A 23,233-nucleotide genomic window follows, 5' to 3' on the forward strand; every position below is an offset into this window, starting at 1 on the left:
CCTCAAAAACAAGGAATGGTTATGCAAGTGGGTACTGTGATCCTGTTATTTGTCGCCCTGGCCATTGCCGTGCTCTTTATGGGCTTCAAGGTGGTGCCGCAAGGTTATCAATGGACGGTGGAACGCTTCGGGCGATACACCAATACCCTCAAGCCGGGCCTGAATATCATCATCCCGGTGATGGATCGTATCGGACGCAAGATCAACGTCATGGAAAGCGTGCTGGATATCCCCCCACAAGAAGTGATTACCGCCGATAACGCCACAGTACAAATCGATGCCGTGTGTTTCTTCCAGGTGGTCAACACGGCGCAAGCCGCCTATGAGGTCAACAACCTCGAGCATGCCATTCGCAACCTGCTGCAAACCAACATCCGCACCGTGCTGGGTTCCATGGAGCTGGATGCCATGCTCAGCCAGCGTGACGGCATCAATGAAAAACTGTTGCGCACAGTCGATGAAGCAACGGCACCGTGGGGCATCAAAATCACCCGTATCGAGATCAAGGACATCAGCCCGCCGGCCGACCTGATGGCCGCCATGTCCGGGCAAATGAAAGCCGAACGTATCAAGCGTGCGCAAATTCTTGAAGCTGAAGGGCTAAGGGCCGCAGCAATCCTCACCGCCGAAGGCAAAAAACAGGCACAGATCCTCGAAGCCGAAGGGGGCCGCCAGGCAGCGTTCCTCGAAGCCGAAGCCCGCGAACGCCAGGCCGAAGCCGAAGCCCGCGCCACACAAGTGGTGTCGGAAGCCATTGCCTCAGGCAACGTACAGGCGATCAACTATTTTGTTGCACAAAAATATATCGATGCGCTGGGCAAACTGGCTTCTGCCAACAACAGCAAGGTCATCCTCATGCCGCTGGAAGCCAGCCAGGTGATCGGCGCCGTGGGAGGCATCAGCGAAATCGTCAAAGCCACCTTTGATACCAGGAAGGCCTGATACATGTGGGAGTTTCTGCAAGACCTGAACTTCTGGGACTGGCTGGCTCTTGGCACGGTACTGCTGATTCTGGAGGTATTCGGCGCCGGTGGTTATCTGCTGTGGGTGGGCCTTGCTGCCCTGATTGTGGGCGGCTTGACGTTCCTGGCCCCGGAGCTGCCCTGGACACTGCAATTGCCGCTGTTTGGCGTGCTGGCGATCCTCACGGCGGTATTCTGGTGGCGGCGCCAACGTGGCACTGGGGAGAGTGGCGACCAGCCGAACCTCAACCGCCGCGGTCATGAGCTGATCGGTCGTACTTTTATCGTGCAACAGGCGATTGTCGAAGGGCGGGGCAAAATCAAGGTAGGGGACAGCGTATGGATGGCAGTAGGGCCTGACGCTCCGGTGGGAACATCGGTACGCGTAACCGAACAAAACGGAGCCGTGTTGAGCGTAGAAATTGTGCCGTAAGGTTACGGAACTCCTGCGCACTATTGGCAATCAAATACTATAGCTAATCTATCCGGAGTCACCGTCATGCGTCTCAAATATGCTGTTGCCGCTATCGCCTTGCTGTCCCTGCCTGTTGGTTCGGCCATGGCCGACAGCTTCTGGCGTAATGTGCTGTCTTCCGGCGCAACCACCGGGTCCACTTACCTGACCTTCAAAAAAGACCGCAAAGTCATCGCAGCTCAAGATGACGCCGGCAGTTTTGTCGCCAGTAACGGATCAATTCGTGGCCCGTACCTGGAGTCGGCCATGCAACAAGTGCGCGCCGATAACCCGAACCTGAAAGTCAGCGATATGGACCTGGCTAACGCGATTCTGGTTAAAAACGCCACGGCTGAGTAAACACCTCCATCTGTGGATTCTCTGTTGCAGGTCAAGCCTTATTGTGGGAGCGAACCTGCTCGCGAACGACCTTCGCGAGCAGGCTCGCTCCCACAGTTGCAGTTTTACTGTAGCAGCTGCCGAAAGCAGCTGCTACGCAATACGGCCCTTGCTCATTCAGCCGCCATACAGAATTTTCACCAGCTGTGAGTGATCCTGCGGGTATGATCTTGAGCGCTATGCTGTTGCTCTTTGGTTACTCAAATTCACTCACATCGGACGTCATGCCTCTATGAGCTCGCTGCCTTTCCTGCCGTTTTCCAAACCCACCATTGATGAAGCCACCATTGCTGCCGTGGGCGACGTGTTGCGCTCGGGCTGGATCACCAGCGGGCCCAAGGTGCAGGCATTCGAAGCACAATTGTCCGAGTATTTTGGCGGGCGCCCGGTGCGCACTTTCAACTCCGGCACTTGCACCATGGAAATCGCTCTGCGCATTGCCGGAATCGGAGCCGGCGATGAAGTCATCACCACGCCTATTTCATGGGTCGCTACTGCCAATGTGATTATCGAAGTCGGTGCCACGCCGGTGTTTGCCGATATCGACCCGGTAACCCGCAATATCGATCTTAACAAGCTCGAAGCAGCCATTACCCCGCGCACCAAGGCCATCATTCCGGTGTACCTGTCGGGCCTGCCAGTGGACATGGACGCGCTCTACGCAATTGCCAAAAAGCATAACCTGCGCGTGGTTGAAGATGCGGCCCAGGCCCTGGGCTCCAGCTGGCAAGGTGAGCGCATTGGCGCACGCGGCGATTTCGTTTCTTTCAGTTTTCAGGCCAACAAGAACATCACCTCATCCGAAGGTGGTTGCCTGGTACTGAACAATGAAGAAGAAGCGCGGCTGGCCGAAAAATACCGCCTGCAAGGCGTTACCCGTACCGGTTTCGACGGCCTGGATGTCGACGTGCTGGGTGGCAAGTTCAATATGACCGACATTGCGGCTGCGATTGGTCTGGGCCAGTTCGCCCATATCGAAACCATCACCGCCCATCGTCGGGCGCTGGCCAAGCATTACTTTGAGTGCTTCGGGTCGGATTTTGAAGCGGAATACGGCGCGCAACTGCCGGTGGCGGATTTCAACAACACCAACTGGCATCTGTTCCAGCTCGTGCTGCCTGAGCGCAAGGATGGTCAACCGGCGCGGGCGACCTTTATGAAAGAAATGCAGGCATTGGGCGTGGGCATCGGTTACCACTACCCGCCAATTCACTTGCTCAGCCTGTACCGCGCGCAGGGCTTTAAAGAAGGGATGTTCCCGGTGGCCGAACGTGTCGGGCGCCTGATCGTATCATTGCCGATGTTTACGGCGATGACCAAGGCCGATGTAGAGCGTTCGGTGGCAGCGGTGAAAGCAGTTCTGCAAAACGCCTGACCTCCCTGTGGGAGCGAGCCTGCTCGCGAAGCTTGTTCGCGAGCAGGCTCGCTCCCACAGTTGATATTCTTTTGCTCGTTACTCGCCGATTGCAGCCTTGTAGCCGGCAGCGTCCAGCAGTTTTTCCAGCTCGGCGGTGTTGCTTGGCTTGAGCTTGAAAATCCAGCTGGTGTACGGCTCGCTGTTCAGCGACTCAGGGCTGTCAGCCAGCGCTTCATTGACGGCAATCACTTCGCCCGACACCGGCGAGTAGATGTCGGAAGCGGCTTTTACCGACTCCACAACACCCGCGGTATCGCCAGCAGCGAATACTTTGCCAACTTCAGCCAGCTCAACAAACACCACATCCCCCAAGGCTTCCTGAGCGTGATCGCTGATGCCTACGGTAACCGTGCCATCTGCTTCCAGACGGGCCCACTCGTGACTTTCAGCAAAGCGCAACTCGGCAGGGATCAGGCTCATATTCAGTGTCCTCAAGTATAAATGTCAGCGGCATGCACTCTGTGCACGCCCGCCAGTAAACGTTAGATCAAGGCTTTGCCAAGACGAACAAAAGTCGGTTTGACTACGCGAACCGGGTACCACTTGCCACGAATCTCAACCTCGGCACGGTCAGCCGTTGCCATCGGAACTCGCGCCAGAGCGATCGATTTGCTTAGCGTGGGAGAGAAACTACCACTGGTGATCTCTCCTTCGCCAACATTGGCGATGCGAACCACCTGATGGGCGCGCAAAACACCCCGCTCTTCAAGCACCAAACCCACCAGTTTGAGCTGCACGCCACCGGCCTTTTCGGCCTCCAGCGCTTCGCGCCCCACGAACTTGCGTGAAGCAGGCTCCCAGGCAATGGTCCAGGCCATATTGGCGCAAAGGGGGGACACCGACAGGTGGATATCCTGCCCGTAGAGGTTCATGCCGGCTTCCAGGCGCAAGGTGTCGCGGGCGCCAAGGCCGATCGGTGAAATACCGGCGCCGACCAGATCGTTGAAAAAAGCCGGGGCCTGATCGGCCGGAAGCACGATTTCAAGGCCGTCTTCGCCGGTGTAGCCGGTGCGGGCAATAAACCAGTCGCCACAGCTCTGCCCTTCAAAGGGCTTGAGCTGCTGGATCAGTTGGGCACGGGCCTGGCTCACCAGTTCGGCGACCTTATGTCGCGCCTGTGGCCCCTGAATGGCCAGCAGGGCCAACTCTGGACGCTCCTGCAGTTGCACGTCATAGCCCTTAAGCTGAGCCTGCATCCAGGCCAGATCCTGATCGCGAGTGGCGGCGTTGACGATAAGCCGATAACCGCCAGGCATCAGGTAGACGATCATGTCGTCGACCACGCCGCCCTGCTCGTTGAGCATGGCGCTGTACAAGGCGCGACCGGGGGTGTTCAGTCGTTCGACATCGTTGGCCAGCAAATACTGCAACCATTGCTTGGCCTGAAGCCCGGTGATGTCGATCACGGTCATATGCGAGACATCAAAAACCCCACAGTCGCGGCGCACCTCATGGTGCTCCTCAACCTGCGAGCCGTAATGCAAAGGCATATCCCAACCGCCAAAATCGACCATCTTCGCGCCTAGGGCGAGATGCAGGTCATACAGAGGCGTACGCTGTCCCATGGGTTTCTCCTTCCGGGCTTGGCGAAGGTGCGGACAGGCTGCGGAGCATTTCAAGCCAAACAAGCGGCTTTTTTACATCACGCAGAAACCTGGCCTGACAGACAGACCGCACCGAATGCCGCGCATTGTAGCCGCATGCAGGAGGACTGACACCTAACCGATGCGATGGGCCGAGCGTCGAATCAAACCGATGACCGGTAACAAACCGACCAGTACCAGGGTCAAGGCCGGCAGCGAAGCCCGCGCCCACTCACCCTCGCTGGTCATCTCGAAGATGCGTACGGCCAGCGTATCCCAGCCAAACGGGCGCATCAGCAAGGTCGCCGGCATCTCCTTGAGCACATCAACAAACACCAGCAGCGCAGCGCTCAAGGTGCCCGGCAGCAGTAATGGCAGATACACCTTGAAAAACAGTCGCGGGCCACTGACGCCCAAACTGCGGGCGGCTTCGGGCAAAGACGGACGAATCCGCGCCAGGCTGTTTTCCAGCGGCCCATAGGCCACGGCAATAAATCGCACCAGATACGCCAGCAACAGGGCCGACAGGCTGCCCAGCAGCAACGGTTTGTCCGCACCGCCCAGCCACCCCGAAACAGGGATCACCAGTTCGCGGTCCAGATAACTGAACGCCAGCATGATCGACACCGCCAGCACCGAACCCGGCAAGGCATAGCCCAGGTTCGCCAGGCTGACCCCGGCACGGATAGCCGGGGTTGGCGCCTGGCGTCGGGCAAAGGCCAGCACCAGCGCCACGCTGACGGTAATCAGCGCCGCCATTGCCCCCAGATACAGGGTATGCACGATCAAACCGACATAACGCTCGTCCAGATCAAAGCGCCCGCGCTGCCAGAACCACACCACCAGTTGCAACATCGGGATCACGAATGCACAGGCAAACACCAGCAGACACCAGCCACTGGCCAGCCATGCCTTGGGCCCGCTCAGGTGGTAAAGGGCAGTGACCCGTGGTCGCTCGTTGCTGGCACGGCTGGCCCCCCTGGCGCGGCGCTCGCCGTAGAGCACCAGCATGACCACCAGCAACAGCAAACTGGCCAGTTGTGCTGCCGTCGACAGACTGAAAAAACCGTACCAGGTCTTGTAAATAGCCGTGGTGAAGGTGTCGAAGTTGAACACCGACACAGCACCGAAATCAGCCAGGGTTTCCATCAAGGCCAGCGCTACGCCGGCACCAATTGCCGGGCGCGCCATCGGCAATGCCACGCGCCAGAATGCCTGCCACGGGCTTTGCCCCAGCACCCGTGCCGCTTCCATCAGGCCTTTGCCCTGGGCCAGAAACGCCGTGCGCGCCAGCAGGTAGACATAGGGGTAGAACACCAGAATCAGCACGGTGATCACCCCCCCGGTTGAGCGCACCCGAGGCAGCCGCAAGCCCATGCCGAACCACTCGCGCAGCAGGGTCTGTATGGGCCCGGCGAAGTCCAGCAAGCCCACAAACACAAACGCCAGCACATAGGCGGGAATCGCAAACGGCAGCATCAACGCCCAGTCCAGCCAGCGCCTGCCAGGGAACTCACAGAGGCTGGTCAACCAGGCCAGGCTTACGCCCAACAGCGTGACGCCGATGCCCACACCGACGATCAGTGTAAGGGTGTTGCCCAGCAGGCGCGGCATCTGCGTGTCCCACAAGTGGCTCCAGATCTGGGCATCAATGCTTTGCCAGGACAGCAGCAACACGCTCAGCGGCAGCAGCACCAGGGCAGCAATGACAAAAACCAGCGGGTACCAGCGACGTTGGGCAGGATGGGCCACGAAAAACTCTCGGAGGTGGATGGGACGACGTGAAAACAAATGTGGGAGCGGGCTTGCTCGCGATGCAAACACCGCAGTTTCCAATGAAACCCCGGCGATGCTATCGCGAGCAAGCCCGCTCCCACAGGTATTACTTCAGATTTTGATCAGTTCCAGCCAGCACGGTCCATCATGCGGATCGCTTCAGCCTGGCGCTTGCCTGCCACTTCAACCGGCAGTGCATCGGCCTTGAAGCTACCCCAGCTCGCCACTTCCGCCGAAGGTGGAACGCTTGGGTTGGCCGGAAATTCCTGGTTTACGCCAGCGAAAATCGATTGGGCTTCAGGGGTGGTCATCCACTCCACCAATGCCTTGGCCGCTTCAGGATGCGGCGCGTACTTGGTCAGGCCAATACCCGACAAGTTGACGTGAACGCCACGATCCGCCTGGTTGGGCCAGAACAGCTTCACCGCCAGATCGGGCTTCTGCTTGTGCAGGCGACCGTAGTAGTAAGTGTTGACGATGCCCACGTCACATTGCCCGGCGTTGATGGCTTCAAGCACGGCGATGTCATCCGAGAACACGTCTGTGGACAGGTTGTTGACCCAGCCCTTGAGGATTTCTTCGGTTTTATCGGCGCCATTCACTTCGATCATGGTGGCGGTCAGCGACTGGTTGTAAACCTTCTTGGCAGTGCGCAGACACAAGCGACCTTCCCAGTTCTTGTCGGCCAAAGCCTCATAGGTCGACAGTTCTTCTGGTTTAACCCGGTCCGTCGAATAGGCGATAGTCCGTGCGCGCAGGCTCAGACCAGTCCACTCGTGAGAAGAAGAGCGATATTGCGGCGGGATATTTTTGTCGATCACCTCGGAGGTGAACGGTTGCAGGATGCCCATTTGCTCAGCTTGCCAAAGGTTACCGGCATCCACGGTTAGCAACAGATCGGCTGTGGCGTTTTGCCCCTCGGCCTTGATGCGCTGCATCAGCGGCGCTTCCTTGTCGGTGATGAACTTGACCTTGACCCCGGTTTTCGCGGTGTAGGCATCAAATACCGGTTTGATCAGTTCGTCGATACGCGAGGAGTAAACCACCACCTCATCGGCAGCAGAAACACCGCTCGCAAAAACGGTCAGGGCCAGGGCAGTCAGTAGACGCTTGCGTGCCAACATGAGGGGCGGTCTCTCTTAATGCGAATCGGGCGTAAATGGTAGTGAATCACATTTGCCATCTCAACCTAACTCGCCCCGGAGGAGTTACCAGATGTTACGGCCTGGCCAGCGGCGGCAGGTCGCCACTCAGGCCCAGTGCCTGACGCACAAACAAGGCCTTGGCCTCGGGCATTTTATCCACCCATTTCAAACCGGTGTTGCGCAACAGGCGGGCGGTCAGGGAGTCGGCCTGGAACAAGCGTTCAAAGCCCTCCATCGCCGCCATCAGCGCCAGGTTGTGGGGCATGCGCCGCCGCTCGAAACGGCTCAGCACACGCACATCCGCCAAACGTTCGCCACGGTCCACCGCGTGCATCAGCACATCGGCCAGCACTGCTGCATCCAGGAAGCCCAGGTTCACGCCCTGCCCGGCCAGCGGGTGGATGGTGTGCGCCGCATCACCGATCAACGCCAGGCCTTCGGCGACATAGCGTTTGGCATGGCGCTGGCGCAGTGGCACGCATACCCGTGGATCGGCACTCAGCACACTGCCAAGACGACCTTCAAAAGCCAGCTCCAGCTCACGACTGAACGCTGCGTCATCCAGCGTCATCAGGTATTGGGCTTGTTCGGGGGTGGTCGACCATACGATCGAGCACCAGTCCTGCTGACCGTCACGCTCGAGCGGCAAGAATGCCAGCGGCCCCTGGTCGGTAAAACGCTGCCAGGCGGTCTGCTGGTGCGGTTCTGCACACCGTACGCTGGTGACGATAGCGTGGTGCTGGTAATCCCACTCACGGGTTTCACAGCCGGTGAGGCGACGTACGGCCGAGTTGGCGCCATCAGCGGCAATCACCAGCGGCGCCCGCAAGGTGCGGCCATCGGCCAGGGTCAGCAGCCAGTCGTCGCCGGAACGGCGCATCTGCTCCAGGCGTGCATTGGCCAGCATTTCAATACAACTGCCCTGCAGGCACTCCAGCAGTGCGTCCTGCACCACACGGTTCTCGACGATATGGCCCAGCACGTCCGCGTGCACGCTGGCTGCCGAAAAGTGGATCTGCCCGGTGCCGCTGCCATCCCACACGTGCATATGCGAGTACGGGCTGGCACGGCGGTGGATGATGCCGTCCCAGGCGCCCAGACGCTGCAAAATGCGCTGGCTGGCCGCCGACAGGGCACTGACCCGAGGCTCGAACGGCGCTTCGCTGGCAAACGGCTTGACGCTCAGCGGGCCACCGTCGAGCAGCAGGATTTTCAGCCCGCTGTCCTTGAGCGCCAGCGCCAGTGCGCTTCCGACCATTCCGGCCCCAACAATCAGCAGATCTGCGCGCATTTCCATGCTTTAAGCCTGTCTCGCTAGCGGCGTACGCCGCACCTGAAAAAATGGATCGACACGGGGCAAGCTCGCCCCGGTCGTCATCAACTGTCTGCGCGGGTGCCCAGGCCCATTGCCTGACGGGCAAACCAGCGCTTGGCCGGTGGCAACAGGTCAAGGCCTAGAAGGCCCAGGTTGCGACCAAAGGACACCAGTGGCTGCTCACTGCCAAACACCCGCGTCACCTTGTCGGAGAAGCCGATGGTCAGTTGCTGGTCGAGTTGCTGCGCCTGTTGATAACTCAGCAGGGTGGCGAAATCCCCGGGTTGCTTGTCACTGCCCAACAAGGCATCGGCCAGCGCCCGGGCATCGCGCAGGGACAGGTTGAAACCCTGTCCGGCAATCGGGTGCAGGCTGTGGGCCGCATTGCCCAGCACCGCCAGATGAGGACGTACCTGCTCCTGCGCTTCAATCAGCGTCAAAGGATACAGGTGCCGCGCGCCCACTCGTTTGAGGGGGCCCAGACGATAGCCAAATACGCCCTGCAACTCGCTGAGAAAGCTGCGCTCATCCAGGGCTGCCAGACGCTGCGCGTCCATCCCCAAACGCGTCCACACCAGCGCGCAGCGGTTGTCAGGCAATGGCAGCAGAGCCATCGGGCCTTCTTCTGTAAAACGTTCGAACGCCATGCCAGCATGGGGCTGGCTCGGCGTGATATTGGCTATCAGCGCGCTCTGGTTGTAGGGCTGCTGACGCACATGGATGCCCAGTTTCTCGCGCAAGCCCGAACGCCCGCCATCAGCCAGGACGGCGAGATCGCAGTCCAGCGTGGTTTCGTCGTTGAGGGTCAGGCGATAGCCATCATCCAGCGGTTGCATGTGGATAACTTCAGCCGGGCAACGCCAGCTGATCACGTCCGGGTCCAGGCTTTTCCACAGGCACTGGCCCAGCCAGGCGTTTTCGACCACATACCCCAGCGCCGGAACGCCTTCTTCACTGGACGACAAGCGAGCCGTCGAGAAGCGCCCGCGATCGGATACATGAATATCCTTGATCGGCTCACCGCGTTCAGCAATAGCCTGCCACAGGCCCAAGTGTTCATAGATCAGCCGGGCACCATAGCTGAGCGCCGAAGAGCGGGCATCGTAGCTTGGCTGATAGGCGTTGCCGGGGGCGAACGGCTCGATCAATACGATTTTCCAGCCACGGGCCCTGGCCCCGGCCTGCAACGCCAGCGCCAGGCTCGCCCCCACCAGACCGCCACCGATGATGGCCAGATTGACGCGGCTCATGCCGCGCCTGCCATCAACGCTTCGATCTCGGCGACAGTTTTTGGCACGTCGCCCGTCAGGATTTCACAGCCATGTTTGGTGACCACTACGTCGTCCTCGATTCGCACGCCGATGCCGCGCCATTTTTTCGCGACATCGAGGTTGCCGGGGCTGATATAGATACCCGGCTCGACGGTCAGGGTCATGCCCGCCTCCAGCACGCGCCACTCACCCTCGACCTTGTATTCACCCACGTCATGCACATCGAGCCCAAGCCAGTGGCCAGCACGGTGCATGTAAAACGGCTTGTAGGCCTCGCTGGCGATCAGTTCGTCAACGTCACCCTGCAATAGCCCCAACTCCACCAGCCCGGCGGTAATTACCCGGACTGTGGCTTCATGGGCCTGATTCCAGTGTTTATCAGGGGCAATTTCGGTAAATGCCGCCTCTTGTGCAGCCAGAACCAGCTCGTAGATCGCTTTCTGTTCCGCTGAAAAACGGCCGTTGACCGGGAACGTACGGCTTATATCGCTGGCGTAGCAGTCGATCTCGCAGCCAGCATCAATCAACACCAGATCGCCGCTTTTGAGCAGTGCATCATTCTCCTGGTAATGCAGGATGCAGCTGTTATCGCCAGAGGCGACGATCGAGCCATAGGCTGGCATTTTTGCCCCGCTTTTACGAAATTCGTAATCCAGCTCTGCCTCCAGGCTGTACTCATGCAAACCGGCGCGGCTGGCCTGCATTGCACGCACATGGGCGCGAGCCGAAATTTGCGCCGCATGGCGCATGACCTTGAGCTCTGCCGCCGATTTATACAGGCGCATGTCATGCAGCAGATGATCCAGAGCAACGAATTCGTTGGGCGGCTGGGCACCGAGGCTGGCCTTGGAGCGGATCGCGTTGATCCACTCCATCAGATTGCGATCGAATTCGGGATTGCCGCCCATCGCCGAATACACCCGGCTGCGGCCTTCGATCAGGCCCGGCAGGATGTCGTCGATATCGGTAATCGGGAACGCGTCGTCAGCACCGAAGTCGCGAATTGCGCCTTCCTGCCCGGCCCGCAGGCCGTCCCACAATTCACGCTCGGCGTTGCGCTCGCGACAAAACAGCACGTACTCGCCATGTGCCCGGCCCGGAATCAGGACGATCACGGCCGCAGGCTCGGGAAAGCCGCTCAGGTACTGGAAATTGCTGTCCTGGCGGTAAACATGTTCGACATCGCGATTGCGAATGGCCACCGCCGCAGCGGGCAGGATCGCAATGCTGTTGGGCTCCATCTGCGCCATGAGTGCCTTGCGGCGACGTGCGTATTCCGATTTCGGGATATGGATCATGGGCAGACGGTTTCCCTCTTGTCGATCAATCAGTGCAGCGAAGGCTTGGCTGGCGCGGCGTCAGCAGTTTTTTTGGTTTCGGTGAACAGCAACAGCGGCGCGACGCGCAGGTATTCCATCACTTCCATATAGTCGCTTTCGCCGTCTTCAGACTCTTCCAGGGCATCTTGCACCTGAGCGATGGCGGCCAGGTCGCGCAGCACTTCGTTGGCTTCATCGCTCAGCGAATAGGCGCGGCGGGTCAGACCGAAACCGGACAGGAAACCCTGGCACCACTGGCCCAGGGCAGCAGCGCGCTCGGTCAATGGTGCGTCGTCGGTCGGCAGCAACAGCACGACGGTCATGTCGTCACTGGTCAGCTCGCCCTTGACCATCTCTTGCAATCCGATCAAGGCATTGCGTACGTTGTCTTGTGGCTCACCAGCCAACAGTTCGGCAGCTTCGACCAGCCAGGCGTCGGCATCGAAACCGGCACCGGCACAGCTGCGACCCAGCAGGTGGCCATGCAGTTCGGCAGGCGAGACGGAGTGGCCGTTGGCGGTCAGCAGGGTTACAAAGGCTTGATACGGGGAATTCTGAATAGGCATGGTCAGCTAGGCGCCAAGCGGCGCTATGTCTAGAATGGAGGGCTTGTATCCTAGCATCGGCAGCCGTGCCAGACCATCGAGGCGTCAACTCGTTTGACAGTCACCGCCCATCAGAAAATACACAGTAGGACACAATGGAAGACACCGACCTGCATGCACTGATGGCTAGACTCGAGTTGCTGATTAGCCGAGTCGAGCAACTTAACCGTCAAAACGCACTCTTAACTGCTCAGGAAAAGACTTGGCGCGAGGAACGCGCGCACCTCATTGAAAAAAACGAAATCGCCAGAAACAAGGTGGAATCGATGATTTCGCGCCTCAAAGCCCTGGAGCAAGACTCATGAGTTCAAGCAGTAGCGTCACCGTGCACATCCTCGATAAAGAGTATTCGATCATGTGCCCCCAGGAAGAACGCAGCAACCTGGTGAGCGCCGCCCGCTACCTGGACGGCAAAATGCGCGAAATTCGCAGCAGCGGCAAAGTCATTGGCGCCGACCGTATCGCCGTAATGGCTGCGCTGAATATTACCCATGATCTGCTGCACAAGCAGGAAGTCGCCGAAGTTCAGACCAGCAGCACTACCCGAGAACAGGTACGCGACCTGCTCGATCGCGTTGATCTGGTGCTGGCCACTGATCCGAACGAACGCCAAAGCTGATTCAAATCGTTACTTTGGGGTATACTCGCGCCACTCCCTGGAGTATTCGCCAGTTAGCGATGTCCCTGAGCCGATTCGCACTACCCTGGAGCTTGCACGTTGGGCCGGTGTGCATGTCCGCTAGACGGAAAGCCTTAAGGTCTACTGCAACTTCCACCTTGAACTTTCGGGTTCAAGGGCCAAGCCGACAGCGGTACGTCGGGGAGCCTGATTTCCTAGCGCAATGCCAGCCAACTGCTGGCATTGGCTTGCACGAGCCACCACCCGGTGTCTCGATCCTGAACAGCACGCCATATGAACGAACCTGCGCCGCCTTCCCGCCCGCAACTTCGCCGAATCCTGCGCAAAGCCCGCCGCGACCTGTCGCCCTGCGAGCAACGCCAGGCAGCCCGTGGCCTGTACCGGCAACTGGCGCAACACCCGCTGTTTCGCCGCGCCAAACACATTTCGCTGTACCTGCCCACTGACGGTGAAATCGATCCGCGCCTGCTGCTGCGCGAAGCTCAGCGTCGGGGCAAAATCACCTACCTGCCGGTTCTCAGTGCCTGGCCGAAAACTAAAATGGTCTTTCAGCGGGTCGCCCCCGGCGAAAAGCTGATCCCCAACCGTTTCCGCATTCTTGAACCCCGTATCAACCGCGCACGCCAACGCAAGGTCTGGGCGCTGGACCTGGTGCTGCTACCACTGGTGGGGTTTGATGCGACGGGGGGACGGCTGGGCATGGGCGGCGGTTTTTATGACCGCAGCCTGGCCTATCAGGCAAGACGCCAAAGCTGGCGCAAGCCGACACTGTTGGGGCTGGCCCACGAATGTCAGAAAGTGGCGTGCCTGGACCAAGCCAGTTGGGATGTCCCTTTGCAGGGCACGGTCTCGGACAGACAGTGGTACGTCGCCCACTGACAATCAAGGCATCACTGACAAAGCGATGCCCAGGAATCAGTTTTTAGCGTTTGAAGGGTTGTACTTGCTGTTGCGCCAGCTCAATCGGCGCGTCTGTCGAATTTGACCAGAGACTTTGCGCGTAGCCTGTTGTAACCACACCCAAACCGAACAAAATAACCAGCATCCACAGTAAATCCGGTTTGCGTTTCATCGATTGCCCTCCTTCAGGCAAATCAACACGATGACAGCAACGGTTTTTGTTATAGGCCGTGCAGCAGCGTCAAGCTTAAAAGGCGGGCATTTTGCGGCAACACGCACACGCAAGCAAACGCTGACGTCAACCGACTGTCGGTTTAGCAAAATGTTGCCGGACAAAATAATCACAGCATGTTTCTGGAGTATAGAAGATGGCTTATTGGCTGATGAAATCCGAGCCTGACGAATTTTCGATCAAGGATTTGCAAAAGCTCGGCGAAGCTCGCTGGGACGGTGTGCGCAACTATCAGGCGCGCAATTTCATGCGAGCCATGGCGGTGGGTGACCTGTTCTTTTTCTACCACTCCAGTTGCCCCGAGCCAGGGATTGCCGGAGTAGGCCGAATCGTCCAGGCCGCTTATCCGGACCCGACGGCCCTGGACCCTGAAAGTCATTACTTCGACCCCAAGGCCAGCGTCGAGAAAAACCCGTGGAGCGCACTGCAGGTCGCCCATGAGCAGACCTTTCCCCGGGTGATCAAACTCGACTACCTCAAACAGCAAAGCGCTCTGGCCGAAATGCCGCTGGTGCAAAAAGGCAGCCGCCTTTCAGTGATGCCAGTGACGGGCGAGCAATGGGCTGTGGTGATGGGGTTGCTGTAAAGCGGATCGCTGTGGGAGAGGGCTTGGTGTGGGAGCGGGCTTGCTCTCGATTCAGACGGTGTGGTTTATCAGGTGAGCCGCAGCGATCCCATCGCGAGCAAGCCCGCTCCTACAACACTCCGGCTCTGCACCTGACAAGCAGCATCCGATTTTAGCGTCTACGCTCTGGACTTCCTTTGACTGGCATCAAGTCGCAATCGGCTTGAAACCGTCAAACTAGAGCGCTCTGTGACACAGGATGTTGGCATGTCTAGCAATCACCGTATTTCCCATTATTTCGTTATCCCTTTGGCTGTCTTGCTGATCGCAGCGGGCGGGTTCGGTTATTGGAAATCCCAGCACGACCGCCTCCCCGAAGGCATCAGCATGGGCAACGGCCGCCTCGAAGCCACAGAAGTGCAAATCGCAGCAAAAATCCCCGGGCGTCTGGCTGAAGTGCTGGTTGACGAAGGCGACCGGGTAACCCAGGGCCAACTGCTGGCCCGCATGGACACCCGCACCCTGGAAGCCAGTCGTGCGCAAGCTGAAGCCGAAGTGCTGCGCGCCCGCCAGACCCTGGCCGCCAACGAAGCCAACGTGCAACTGCGCCAGAGCGAAAAACTGCTGGCCAGCCAGGAACTCAAGCGCTTTCGCCAACTGTCCCAGCGCGGTTTTGCCAGCGGTCAGCAACTGGATCAGCAACAAGCCCGATTCGACACCAGCAACGCAGCAGTAGTCGCCGCCCAGGCCCAGGTAGCGGCTGCCAAGGCCGCGATTGGCTCATCCCAGGCTCAGGTCGCACAGCTGACCAGCGAAATTGACGACAGCAGCCTGCGCGCACCGATCAACGGCGTGATCCAGCTGCGCCTGGCCGAACCTGGCGAAGTCCTCGGCTCGGGCGGCCGGGTATTTATGATGATTGACCCCGGCGACCAGTACATGAACCTGTACATGCCCGCTTCGGTGGTCGGCAAATTGACTGTGGGTTCTGAGGCACGCATCGTGCTCGACGCCCTGCCCGACCGGGCGCTGCCGGCCAAAATCACTTTTGTCGCAGCCAAATCCCAGTTCACCCCCAAAGAAGTTGAAACCCGCGACGAGCGACAAAAACTGGTATTCCGGGTAAAGCTGCGCCTCACCGACCCGGGTGCCGTGCCCCAGGCCAAACCGGGCATGCCGGGTGCCGGTTATGTGCGAACCGCCGATGTACCATGGCCGGCTAATCTGCAATGAATGATCTGGCGCTAAACGCCAGTGGCATCAGCCACAGGTACGGCAGCCAGCAGGCGCTGCTGGACATCACGTTCAGCCTGCCCAAAGGCACGCGCTGCGGGTTGATCGGCCCTGATGGTGCGGGCAAGTCGAGCCTGCTGGGGCTGATTGCCGGGGTCAAGAAGCTCCAGGAGGGCACCCTTGAGGTGCTCGGCGGCCCGATTGATAACCGCCGGCATCGCAACACCCTGTACCCGCTGATCGCGTTTATGCCCCAGGGCCTGGGTGGCAACCTTTACCCGGAACTGTCGATCAGCGAAAACATCCGCTTTTTCGGCACCCTGTTTGGCCTGTCGAAAGACGACTGCGAGCAACGCATGGCCGAACTGCTCAAGGCCACCGACCTTGAGCGTTTTGCCGAGCGCCCGGCGGGCAAGCTCTCGGGCGGCATGAAACAAAAACTTGGGCTGTGCTGCGCATTGATTCACGAGCCCGACCTGCTGATCCTCGACGAGCCCACCACAGGTGTCGACCCGCTGTCACGCCGACGCTTCTGGGAGCTGGTGGAAGATGTGCGCCGCCAGCGCCCGCAACTGACGCTGCTGGTGGCGACGGCCTACATGGAAGAGGCCGAGCAGTTCGAACACTGCCTGATGCTTGATCGCGGCAAGTTGATTGCCACCGGTCTGAGCCAGGAACTGGCGGCAGTCACCACAACCGGCAAGCTCGACGAGGCCTTCACCCACTATCAGGGTGACAGCGGCCACAGCAGCGAGCCACTGGTGATTCCGCCGCGCACCAGCGACAACAGTGATATCGCCATTGAAGCCCACGACCTGACCCTGAAATTCGGCGATTTCACCGCAGTGAACAACGTCAGCTTTGCCATTGGCCGGGGCGAAATTTTTGGCTTTTTGGGCTCTAACGGTTGCGGCAAAACCACCACCATGAAGGTCCTCACCGGGTTGATGCCGGCCACCGAAGGCAGCGCCAAATTGCTGGGCAACCCGGTGAACGCCAAGGATCTGGCCACCCGCAAGCGCGTGGGTTTCATGTCGCAAAGCTTCTCGCTGTACGGCGAGTTGAGCGTGCGCCAAAACCTGGTGCTGCACGCACAACTGTTTGACTTGCCCAAGGCCGAAAGCGAGCCGCGTATCGAAGAATTGATCGAGCGTTTCGATCTCGGCGACGTGGCCACACAACAGTCCGGCGAGTTGCCCCTGGGTTTGCGCCAGCGCCTGTCTCTGGCGGTGGCTGTGCTGCATCGCCCGGAAGTGTTGATCCTCGATGAGCCCACTTCCGGCGTGGACCCGGCCGCCCGCGATGATTTCTGGCGCTTGCTGATCGAGTTGTCCCGCGAGCAAGGGGTGACCATCTTCCTGTCCACACACTTTATGAACGAAGCCCAGCGCTGCGACCGTATCTCGTTGATGCACGCCGGCAAGGTGCTGGCCTGCGACACGCCCGATGCGCTACAACACCAGTTCCACGGCGATACGCTGGAAGCGGCGTTTGTCACCTGCCTGGAACAGGCCCAGAACGACCAGGACGCCAGCGCGGCCTCTTCTCCCGAGCCTGTCGCCACGCCTGCGGTCAATTCGCCGCCACCGGTCAGCAAAAGGGGTTTCAGCCTGACCCGGCTGATTGCCGTGGCCAGTCGCGAATCCAAAGAGTTGCTGCGCGACAAGGTGCGCATGGCCTTTGCCTTGCTGGGCGCGCTGTTCATGATGGTGATTTTTGGCTACGGCATTTCGCTGGACGTGGAAAACCTCGCCTTCGCCGTCTACGACCAGGATCAGAGCCCGCAAAGCCGCGCCTATCTCGAGGCATTCCGCGGCTCCCGGTATTTCGAAGAACACACGCCGATCCGCAGTGCAGATGAGTTGCACAAACGCCTGCAACGCTCGGAAATAAAAATTGCCCTGGAAATCCCCCCGGGGTTTGGCCGGGATTTGTATGCCGGGCGCCAGCCTACGGTTGCCGCATGGCTTGATGGCGGCATGCCATTTCGCGCCGAAACCAGCCGCAGTTATGTGCAGGCCGTGCATCAGGCCAACCTGGAACAATTGGCCACATTGAGTAGCCAGGCACAAAACCGGCAAGCCTCAGTCAAACTGGAAACCCGTTTCCGCTACAACCAGGATGTGATCAGCGTCAATGCCATCGGCCCCGGCGTGATGGCGCTAATCCTGGCGTTTATCCCGGCCATGCTGACCGCGCTGGGCATTGTGCGAGAAAAAGAGCTGGGCTCCATCACCAACTTCTACGCCACACCCCTGACACGCCTTGAATTCCTGCTGGGCAAACAGGCGCCTTATCTGGCGGTGAGCCTGGTCAACCTGGCGTTGCTGGTGGCCATGAACCGCTGGCTGTTTGGCGTACCGTTCAAGGGCAGCGGCTTGACCCTGGCGCTGGGCGGGCTGCTGTATGTACTGTCGACCACCAGCATGGGCCTGCTGATTTCCGCCTTCACCCGCACCCAGATCGCCGCGATCCTGGGCACCATGATCATCACCAGCCTGCCGACCATTCAGTTTTCCGGGTTGCTGGTGCCGCGCTCCTCACTCGAAGGAGCCTCGGCGGTAATGGGCATGCTGTTCCCGGCCGGGCATTTCCTTGATATCGCAGTAGGCACCTTCACCAAAGCGCTCGACCTGCGCCAACTGTGGCCGCAATGCCTGGCATTGTTCGGCTTTTTTGTGGCGTTTACCGGGTTGAGCCTGATCATGCTCAAGAAGCAGGAGGTTTGATGCACAAGTTCTCGCACATCCTGCGCCTTGGCCTTAAAGAACTGACCAGCCTGCGCCATGACAGCGTGCTGCTGATGTTCTTGCTCTATGCCTTTACCGTGGCGATTTATATGCCAGCATCGAGCTCGATCATCGGCGTGCACAACGCCAGCGTTGCCATCATTGATGAAGACCATAGCCCTCTGTCACGCAAGCTCAGTGAGTCGCTGCTGCCCCCGGAGTTCAAAACCCCACAAGCCTTGCCTTATGACCAGCTCGATCAGGCCATGGATAACGGCCAATACACCTTTGTGATCAATGTACCGGCCAACTTCCAGGCCGACTTGCTGGCAGGCCGCCAACCCGGCCTGCAGGTCAACGTCGATGCCACCGCCATGAGTCAGGCCTTTATGGGCGCAGGGTATATCGGGCAGATTTTCCAGCGTGAGCTGCTCAACTATGCCGGCCAGGGTGACGCAGCGGCGAAAGCCCCGGCGTTGATCTCCAGCCGGGCATTGTTCAACGCCAATCTGGAAGGCGGATGGTTTTTGGCGGTGATACAGATCGTTAACAACATTACCATCCTGGCCATTGTGCTGACGGGCACCGCGTTGCTGCGCGAGCGCGAACACGGCACCCTCGACCATTTGCTGGTACTGCCGCTGACGGCGCTGGAAATCATGCTGGCAAAAATCTGGAGCAACATGCTGGTGGTGGTGCTGTGCACCTGGGTGTCGCTGGAAGTCATCGTGAAATGGGCGCTGGGCGTGCCACTGTCGGGGTCGCTGACCCTGTTTTTGCTGGTTACCGCGCTGTACCTGTTTGCCAGTACCGCACTGGGGATATTCCTTGCGACCCTGGCCCGCTCAACACCGCAGTTCGGTTTGCTGGCCATCCCGGTGATCATCCCGATGCTCTTGCTCTCGGGCGGCAGTACGCCGCTGGACAGCATGCCTGTGTGGTTGCAATGGGTGATGCAGTGCTCGCCGTCGACCCACTTTGTAAGCCTGAGCGCGGCGATACTGTTTCGCGGTGCGGGTGTGAACGTAGTGTGGCCAGACTTGCTGGCCCTGGCCGGCATCGGCCTGGTGTTCTTCGCCATTGCCCTGGCGCGGTTTCGCAAGAGTCTGGCGTCGTAAGCACGGGCACGGGTTATGTGGGAGCGGGCTTGCTCGCGACAGCTTCACCTCGACGCACCTGAAGCACCGAGGCGCTTGCATCGCGAGCAGGCCTGCTCCCACACAAAGGCCAAGCCCGTAGCTGCGCCTTTACTGAACGATCAAATTGTTGAACAACAGATCGTCCACCATCGGCTTGCCGGTTTCATCGCTCATCACCTGCCGGATCTGCTTCAAGGCTTCCTGGCGCAGCTTCTCCTTGGCCTCGACACTGCCCAGGGTTTCGCTGGTCTGCTGGGTAAACAACCCCACCAGTTGATTACGAATCAACGGGGCATTGGCTTTGACCGCCCTGGCTGCATCGGCACCCGTCACGCGCAAGGAAATATCAGCCTTGTACACCTTGAGCCTGGAACTGCCATCCAGACCGTAGTTACCCACAAATGGCGGGCTAAGACTGATGTAGCTGACCTTGTCGCCACCTTCCTGCGCCTCTTCCCCGACCGCCGCCATCGGCAAAGCCAGGGCCAGCATCAACATGATCCACGCTTTCACAATTCGCTCCTTCATTCGGTGTGGAGGCAAGCATACGGGGCTGCTTGAGGGCCTATCTACCGTTATCGGCCAGCGGGTGACTTACTTGTGCCTGTGGTTGCCATCAGCAGTTTCTGAACGCTCGCGGGCAACATGTCCACAAATGGACGACTGCCTATGCGCCGGCAGGTCTTGACCACCTTTTCCACATCCCTCGATAGCTCGTACATGGCAGTCGATAGCTGGTCGCGTGAATACAGCCCGTCCTCAAACCCTTCAATCAACCGGTTGCGGGTTTGCCTGAACAGCGTCAACTCAGCCAGAGGCAGGTCGACCCCGCGACGAATATAGCCCCTGATTTCCCGGTTTAACTTCAGGCAGGTGAAACTGTTGATATCTGGCGCAGGTTCGCCAGCCCACGCAGTAAACGCCACAAACCCCAGCACAAGCTTCATAGCCTTCCCCCGGCGGCGCACCCCCATAGGGCTGCAAAGGGGAAATTCTATTGATGTGCAGGCCAATAGCTCAGTCCTGGAGCTCCGATTCCAGCGTGGGATTGCTCCTATTGAACTTGCATTTAAACCCTACGAAAACATTTGTTGCCGCTGTATTCGCCGAGCCTGTGGATAGTTTTCAGATAGACCCGAGCAGCGAAGCCAGCCTGCTTAGGGTTTTATACCCAGGCGACATGTTCATAAGCGAAAATCGCATGTGGGATTTTTCCTTCAGCTCTAAAGGGCAAGGCCTGTCATTTTCAGTAACGAAAATGTAACGTTCGGCACCGCCGATATAACAAGAAATTTGGAGCTCTTGAATGTTTGCTTTTTTCCGACCTGCCGTACACCAGGCGCCTCTGCCTGAAGAAAAAATAGACAGCACTTACCGACGACTGCGCTGGCAAATCTTTGCCGGTATCTTTTTTGGCTATGCGGGTTACTACCTGCTGCGCAAAAACTTCTCTCTGGCCATGCCCTACTTGATCGATGAGGGCTACACCCGAGGTCAACTGGGTGTCGCAATGTCAGCGATTGCCATTGCCTACGGCTTATCCAAGTTCCTCATGGGGCTGGTGTCCGACCGCTCTAACCCGCGCTTCTTTTTACCCTTTGGCTTGATGATCTCAGCGGGAGTGATGTTCATTTTCGGTTTCGCACCTTGGGCAACGTCCAGTGTGACCATGATGTTCATTTTGCTGTTTATCAACGGCTGGGCGCAGGGCATGGGTTGGCCTCCCAGTGGCCGTACCATGGTGCACTGGTGGTCGCAGAAGGAACGCGGCGGTGTGGTATCGGTGTGGAACGTGGCCCACAACGTGGGCGGTGGTCTGATCGGCCCGCTGTTTTTACTGGGTATGGCCTGGTTCAACGACTGGCACGCGGCCTTCTATGTGCCTGCCACGGTGGCGCTGCTGGTGGCGCTGTTTGCGTTTGTCACCATGCGCGACACCCCACAGTCCGTTGGTTTGCCGCCGATCGAGCAGTACAAGAATGATTACCCGGCGGGTTACGACGCCAGCCATGAAGACGAATTCAGCGCCAAAGAGATCTTCGTCAAATACGTGCTGCGTAACAAAATGCTCTGGTATATCGCCCTGGCCAACGTGTTCGTCTACCTGCTGCGCTACGGCGTGCTGGACTGGGCGCCGACCTATCTGAAGGAAGCCAAGCACTTCACGGTGGACACCACCTCGTGGGCTTACTTCTTCTACGAGTGGGCGGGAATTCCGGGCACGCTGCTGTGCGGCTGGATGTCGGACAAGATTTTCCGCGGCAATCGCGGGCTGACCGGCATTGTCTTTATGTCGCTGGTGACCGTCGCAACCCTGGTTTACTGGCTTAACCCGCCAGGCAACCCGACCGTGGACATGATCGCGCTGTTTTCAATCGGCTTCCTGATTTACGGGCCGGTAATGCTGATCGGTTTGCAGGCACTGGAACTGGCACCGAAGAAAGCCGCAGGTACTGCCGCAGGCTTTACAGGGCTGTTCGGCTACCTGGGTGGCTCGGTGGCGGCCAGTGCGGCCATGGGCTATCTGGTTGACCACTTCGGTTGGGATGGCGGCTTTGTGCTGCTGATCAGCGCGTGCCTGCTGGCCATCGCATTCATGATCCCGACGCTGCGCCACAAGAACCAGGCCAGCGAAGAACGTGCGATAACCGCTCCCGCTTAAGGCGCAATCGGTACGCAGCGCTTGAGCCGCGCCTCCAGGTTTCGATCTGGCATGGCGTGGCTGCGCAGGGCACTTACGGTCTGCTCGACATAATCGCGAGTAGTGCCGTAGCGCCCGGTGGCGTTGGCCAACACCTGGCTCAACACGTCATCCGGCAGGTTGCCCGCATAGCTGGGCAAATGCCGCTCCAGCACAAAGCCCAGGGCCTGCACCTGGCTGCCATCGTCCAGTCTGCACGTCAGCCAGTGCGGGCGATACGAGGGCACCGGCATTTCGCGAAGCCACAAGGCATGCAGTGAGGCGTCCAGGTTTTCTTCTGGCAAGCGATAGGCAAAGCCACTGCACGACCCCCCTCGATCCAGACCAAAAACCAGACCTGGCCACTGCGGTGTGCCGCGATGCTCGTGAGACCACAGATACAGCCCGCGATGGTAGCCATGCACCCGCCCACGCACGCGCTCGACCGCCGTGCACTCAGGGCGCCAGATCAATGAACCATAAGCAAATAACCAGACCGGCCCGCCCTGATGGCGCGCCATGGTGCTGTGCACGGAGTTGAGCAGTTGCTCTGGAGTCAACGGTGCCCCGAGATCAAGCTGCGGGGGGTAGATCGAGCTTAAACCAGCAGATTCAATAACAGTCATAACGGGGAAATGGATCCTGCAAACATGACGTAACAGAAACTAATCCACCAATCTTATATCACTGCACACTCAATGATCTGACCAACCGGACAGGCTGCTGACAGGCGCGAAACAGGATAATCAAGCCAGCGACTCAAACCAGGCGAGAATCGGTTACGCGCCAAATAAGCACAAACACCCAATAAGAAAAAGAAAATTCCTACAAGCATATATGACATTGCTTAGGTACTGCCTACACCAATT

At 59.0% G+C, this 23,233-nt stretch carries 24 protein-coding genes and 1 other RNA gene; 13 read left to right on the forward strand and 12 right to left on the reverse strand.

Features of this window, described 5'->3' with window-relative positions; translation table 11 throughout:
- The first annotated feature begins 21 nt into the window (after positions 1 to 21).
- The 4 genes from FHL07_RS17580 to FHL07_RS17595 all read left to right on the forward strand — a co-directional run bounded on the left by FHL07_RS17580 (position 22) and on the right by FHL07_RS17595 (position 3,190).
- Positions 22 to 942, forward strand: coding sequence for an SPFH domain-containing protein (locus FHL07_RS17580; RefSeq protein WP_095000727.1), 921 nt, complete (start codon positions 22 to 24; stop codon positions 940 to 942).
- Positions 943 to 945: 3 nt separating this feature from the next.
- Positions 946 to 1,395 (forward strand): NfeD family protein, encoded by a 450-nt coding sequence (locus FHL07_RS17585; RefSeq protein WP_095017786.1) that lies wholly within the window; start codon positions 946 to 948, stop codon positions 1,393 to 1,395.
- Positions 1,396 to 1,461: 66 nt separating this feature from the next.
- Positions 1,462 to 1,776 carry a DUF2388 domain-containing protein gene (locus tag FHL07_RS17590; protein ID WP_095000725.1) on the forward strand — a complete coding sequence of 105 codons (315 nt, stop codon included), beginning with the start codon at positions 1,462 to 1,464 and terminating at the stop codon, positions 1,774 to 1,776.
- Positions 1,777 to 2,047: 271 nt separating this feature from the next.
- Entirely contained in the window at positions 2,048 to 3,190 is a 1,143-nt protein-coding gene (locus FHL07_RS17595; protein ID WP_095017787.1) for a DegT/DnrJ/EryC1/StrS family aminotransferase, read from the forward strand.
- A 78-nt stretch (positions 3,191 to 3,268) separates the two neighbouring features.
- On the opposite strand, the gene gcvH is transcribed toward FHL07_RS17595, so the two are convergent.
- The 8 genes from gcvH to FHL07_RS17635 form a co-directional block, all read right to left on the reverse strand.
- Positions 3,269 to 3,652 (reverse strand): glycine cleavage system protein GcvH, encoded by a 384-nt coding sequence (gene gcvH / locus FHL07_RS17600; RefSeq protein WP_095000723.1) that lies wholly within the window; start codon positions 3,650 to 3,652, stop codon positions 3,269 to 3,271.
- Positions 3,653 to 3,714: 62 nt separating this feature from the next.
- Positions 3,715 to 4,797 carry a glycine cleavage system aminomethyltransferase GcvT gene (gene gcvT, locus FHL07_RS17605; RefSeq protein WP_095000722.1) on the reverse strand — a complete coding sequence of 361 codons (1,083 nt, stop codon included), beginning with the start codon at positions 4,795 to 4,797 and terminating at the stop codon, positions 3,715 to 3,717.
- 153 nt (positions 4,798 to 4,950) lie between these two features.
- Complete coding sequence (locus FHL07_RS17610) at positions 4,951 to 6,567, reverse strand: ABC transporter permease (protein WP_138738742.1); 1,617 nt, start codon at positions 6,565 to 6,567, stop codon at positions 4,951 to 4,953.
- Positions 6,568 to 6,713: 146 nt separating this feature from the next.
- Complete coding sequence (locus FHL07_RS17615; protein WP_095024220.1) at positions 6,714 to 7,715, reverse strand: extracellular solute-binding protein; 1,002 nt, start codon at positions 7,713 to 7,715, stop codon at positions 6,714 to 6,716.
- A 94-nt stretch (positions 7,716 to 7,809) separates the two neighbouring features.
- On the reverse strand, positions 7,810 to 9,027 hold the full coding sequence (locus FHL07_RS17620; RefSeq protein ID WP_169916203.1) for a 2-octaprenyl-3-methyl-6-methoxy-1,4-benzoquinol hydroxylase: 1,218 nt from the start codon (positions 9,025 to 9,027) through the stop codon (positions 7,810 to 7,812).
- 86 nt (positions 9,028 to 9,113) lie between these two features.
- Positions 9,114 to 10,301 (reverse strand): 2-octaprenyl-6-methoxyphenyl hydroxylase, encoded by a 1,188-nt coding sequence (gene ubiH / locus FHL07_RS17625; RefSeq protein ID WP_138738743.1) that lies wholly within the window; start codon positions 10,299 to 10,301, stop codon positions 9,114 to 9,116.
- Positions 10,298 to 11,620, reverse strand: a complete 1,323-nt coding sequence (pepP, locus tag FHL07_RS17630) for a Xaa-Pro aminopeptidase (protein WP_095000717.1) — start codon at positions 11,618 to 11,620, stop codon at positions 10,298 to 10,300. The genes ubiH and pepP overlap by 4 nt, the downstream gene beginning before the upstream one ends.
- Positions 11,621 to 11,649: 29 nt before the next feature.
- Positions 11,650 to 12,207 (reverse strand): YecA/YgfB family protein, encoded by a 558-nt coding sequence (locus FHL07_RS17635; protein WP_095017790.1) that lies wholly within the window; start codon positions 12,205 to 12,207, stop codon positions 11,650 to 11,652.
- A gap of 134 nt (positions 12,208 to 12,341) precedes the next feature.
- Here FHL07_RS17635 and FHL07_RS17640 point away from each other — a divergent pair, with 134 nt between their 5' ends.
- From FHL07_RS17640 to FHL07_RS17655, 4 genes are all read left to right on the forward strand, one after another.
- Positions 12,342 to 12,551, forward strand: coding sequence for a TIGR02449 family protein (locus tag FHL07_RS17640; protein ID WP_095000715.1), 210 nt, complete (start codon positions 12,342 to 12,344; stop codon positions 12,549 to 12,551).
- Complete coding sequence (locus tag FHL07_RS17645) at positions 12,548 to 12,865, forward strand: cell division protein ZapA (protein WP_095000714.1); 318 nt, start codon at positions 12,548 to 12,550, stop codon at positions 12,863 to 12,865. Before FHL07_RS17640 ends, FHL07_RS17645 begins: the two co-directional genes overlap by 4 nt.
- Positions 12,866 to 12,896: 31 nt before the next feature.
- Positions 12,897 to 13,074, forward strand: a non-coding RNA gene (gene ssrS, locus FHL07_RS17650) — 6S RNA.
- Between the two features lie 85 nt (positions 13,075 to 13,159).
- Entirely contained in the window at positions 13,160 to 13,765 is a 606-nt protein-coding gene (locus FHL07_RS17655) for a 5-formyltetrahydrofolate cyclo-ligase (protein WP_095017791.1), read from the forward strand.
- Between the two features lie 43 nt (positions 13,766 to 13,808).
- Here FHL07_RS17655 and FHL07_RS23695 read toward each other — a convergent pair whose 3' ends face one another.
- A complete protein-coding gene (locus FHL07_RS23695; RefSeq protein WP_095000712.1) occupies positions 13,809 to 13,958 on the reverse strand; it encodes a hypothetical protein in 150 nt (49 codons plus the stop codon).
- Between the two features lie 196 nt (positions 13,959 to 14,154).
- Between FHL07_RS23695 and FHL07_RS17660 the strand changes: the two genes are divergently transcribed.
- From FHL07_RS17660 to FHL07_RS17675, 4 genes are all read left to right on the forward strand, one after another.
- Positions 14,155 to 14,604 carry an EVE domain-containing protein gene (locus FHL07_RS17660; RefSeq protein ID WP_095000711.1) on the forward strand — a complete coding sequence of 150 codons (450 nt, stop codon included), beginning with the start codon at positions 14,155 to 14,157 and terminating at the stop codon, positions 14,602 to 14,604.
- A gap of 246 nt (positions 14,605 to 14,850) precedes the next feature.
- Positions 14,851 to 15,816 (forward strand): HlyD family secretion protein, encoded by a 966-nt coding sequence (locus FHL07_RS17665; RefSeq protein ID WP_095000710.1) that lies wholly within the window; start codon positions 14,851 to 14,853, stop codon positions 15,814 to 15,816.
- Entirely contained in the window at positions 15,813 to 18,545 is a 2,733-nt protein-coding gene (rbbA, locus tag FHL07_RS17670; RefSeq protein WP_095025177.1) for a ribosome-associated ATPase/putative transporter RbbA, read from the forward strand. The genes FHL07_RS17665 and rbbA overlap by 4 nt, the downstream gene beginning before the upstream one ends.
- Positions 18,545 to 19,663 (forward strand): ABC transporter permease, encoded by a 1,119-nt coding sequence (locus FHL07_RS17675; protein WP_095000708.1) that lies wholly within the window; start codon positions 18,545 to 18,547, stop codon positions 19,661 to 19,663. Before rbbA ends, FHL07_RS17675 begins: the two co-directional genes overlap by 1 nt.
- A gap of 129 nt (positions 19,664 to 19,792) precedes the next feature.
- Here the strand turns inward: FHL07_RS17675 and FHL07_RS17680 are convergent, their stop codons facing one another.
- Positions 19,793 to 20,197 carry a flagellar basal body-associated protein FliL gene (locus FHL07_RS17680; protein ID WP_138738744.1) on the reverse strand — a complete coding sequence of 135 codons (405 nt, stop codon included), beginning with the start codon at positions 20,195 to 20,197 and terminating at the stop codon, positions 19,793 to 19,795.
- A gap of 62 nt (positions 20,198 to 20,259) precedes the next feature.
- A complete protein-coding gene (locus FHL07_RS17685) occupies positions 20,260 to 20,631 on the reverse strand; it encodes a hypothetical protein (protein WP_095017821.1) in 372 nt (123 codons plus the stop codon).
- A gap of 359 nt (positions 20,632 to 20,990) precedes the next feature.
- Between FHL07_RS17685 and glpT the strand changes: the two genes are divergently transcribed.
- Positions 20,991 to 22,346 (forward strand): glycerol-3-phosphate transporter, encoded by a 1,356-nt coding sequence (gene glpT / locus FHL07_RS17690; RefSeq protein WP_095020106.1) that lies wholly within the window; start codon positions 20,991 to 20,993, stop codon positions 22,344 to 22,346.
- On the opposite strand, the gene FHL07_RS17695 is transcribed toward glpT, so the two are convergent.
- Entirely contained in the window at positions 22,343 to 22,990 is a 648-nt protein-coding gene (locus FHL07_RS17695; RefSeq protein ID WP_138738745.1) for a gamma-glutamylcyclotransferase, read from the reverse strand. The genes glpT and FHL07_RS17695 overlap by 4 nt on opposite strands.
- Positions 22,991 to 23,233 lie beyond the last annotated feature (243 nt).

Source organism: Pseudomonas sp. FSL W7-0098 (genome assembly GCF_005930585.1).
GTDB classification, from domain to species: domain Bacteria; phylum Pseudomonadota; class Gammaproteobacteria; order Pseudomonadales; family Pseudomonadaceae; genus Aquipseudomonas; species Aquipseudomonas bubulae.

Bases quoted from the DNA above. Each gene is read 5' to 3' on its own strand.
- ubiH (WP_138738743.1), bottom strand. From the start codon at position 10,301: ATGAGCCGCGTCAATCTGGCCATCATCGGTGGCGGTCTGGTGGGGGCG.
- FHL07_RS17655 (WP_095017791.1), top strand. From the start codon at position 13,160: ATGAACGAACCTGCGCCGCCTTCCCGCCCGCAACTTCGCCGAATCCTG.
- FHL07_RS17685 (WP_095017821.1), bottom strand. From the start codon at position 20,631: ATGAAGCTTGTGCTGGGGTTTGTGGCGTTTACTGCGTGGGCTGGCGAA.
- FHL07_RS17645 (WP_095000714.1), top strand. From the start codon at position 12,548: ATGAGTTCAAGCAGTAGCGTCACCGTGCACATCCTCGATAAAGAGTAT.
- FHL07_RS17580 (WP_095000727.1), top strand. From the start codon at position 22: ATGCAAGTGGGTACTGTGATCCTGTTATTTGTCGCCCTGGCCATTGCC.
- FHL07_RS17675 (WP_095000708.1), top strand. From the start codon at position 18,545: ATGCACAAGTTCTCGCACATCCTGCGCCTTGGCCTTAAAGAACTGACC.
- FHL07_RS17615 (WP_095024220.1), bottom strand. From the start codon at position 7,715: ATGTTGGCACGCAAGCGTCTACTGACTGCCCTGGCCCTGACCGTTTTT.
- FHL07_RS17665 (WP_095000710.1), top strand. From the start codon at position 14,851: ATGTCTAGCAATCACCGTATTTCCCATTATTTCGTTATCCCTTTGGCT.
- FHL07_RS17585 (WP_095017786.1), top strand. From the start codon at position 946: ATGTGGGAGTTTCTGCAAGACCTGAACTTCTGGGACTGGCTGGCTCTT.
- rbbA (WP_095025177.1), top strand. From the start codon at position 15,813: ATGAATGATCTGGCGCTAAACGCCAGTGGCATCAGCCACAGGTACGGC.
- FHL07_RS17635 (WP_095017790.1), bottom strand. From the start codon at position 12,207: ATGCCTATTCAGAATTCCCCGTATCAAGCCTTTGTAACCCTGCTGACC.
- FHL07_RS17620 (WP_169916203.1), bottom strand. From the start codon at position 9,027: ATGCGCGCAGATCTGCTGATTGTTGGGGCCGGAATGGTCGGAAGCGCA.
- gcvT (WP_095000722.1), bottom strand. From the start codon at position 4,797: ATGGGACAGCGTACGCCTCTGTATGACCTGCATCTCGCCCTAGGCGCG.
- FHL07_RS17595 (WP_095017787.1), top strand. From the start codon at position 2,048: ATGAGCTCGCTGCCTTTCCTGCCGTTTTCCAAACCCACCATTGATGAA.
- gcvH (WP_095000723.1), bottom strand. From the start codon at position 3,652: ATGAGCCTGATCCCTGCCGAGTTGCGCTTTGCTGAAAGTCACGAGTGG.
- FHL07_RS17640 (WP_095000715.1), top strand. From the start codon at position 12,342: ATGGAAGACACCGACCTGCATGCACTGATGGCTAGACTCGAGTTGCTG.
- FHL07_RS17590 (WP_095000725.1), top strand. From the start codon at position 1,462: ATGCGTCTCAAATATGCTGTTGCCGCTATCGCCTTGCTGTCCCTGCCT.
- FHL07_RS17660 (WP_095000711.1), top strand. From the start codon at position 14,155: ATGGCTTATTGGCTGATGAAATCCGAGCCTGACGAATTTTCGATCAAG.
- pepP (WP_095000717.1), bottom strand. From the start codon at position 11,620: ATGATCCATATCCCGAAATCGGAATACGCACGTCGCCGCAAGGCACTC.
- glpT (WP_095020106.1), top strand. From the start codon at position 20,991: ATGTTTGCTTTTTTCCGACCTGCCGTACACCAGGCGCCTCTGCCTGAA.
- FHL07_RS17695 (WP_138738745.1), bottom strand. From the start codon at position 22,990: ATGACTGTTATTGAATCTGCTGGTTTAAGCTCGATCTACCCCCCGCAG.
- FHL07_RS23695 (WP_095000712.1), bottom strand. From the start codon at position 13,958: ATGAAACGCAAACCGGATTTACTGTGGATGCTGGTTATTTTGTTCGGT.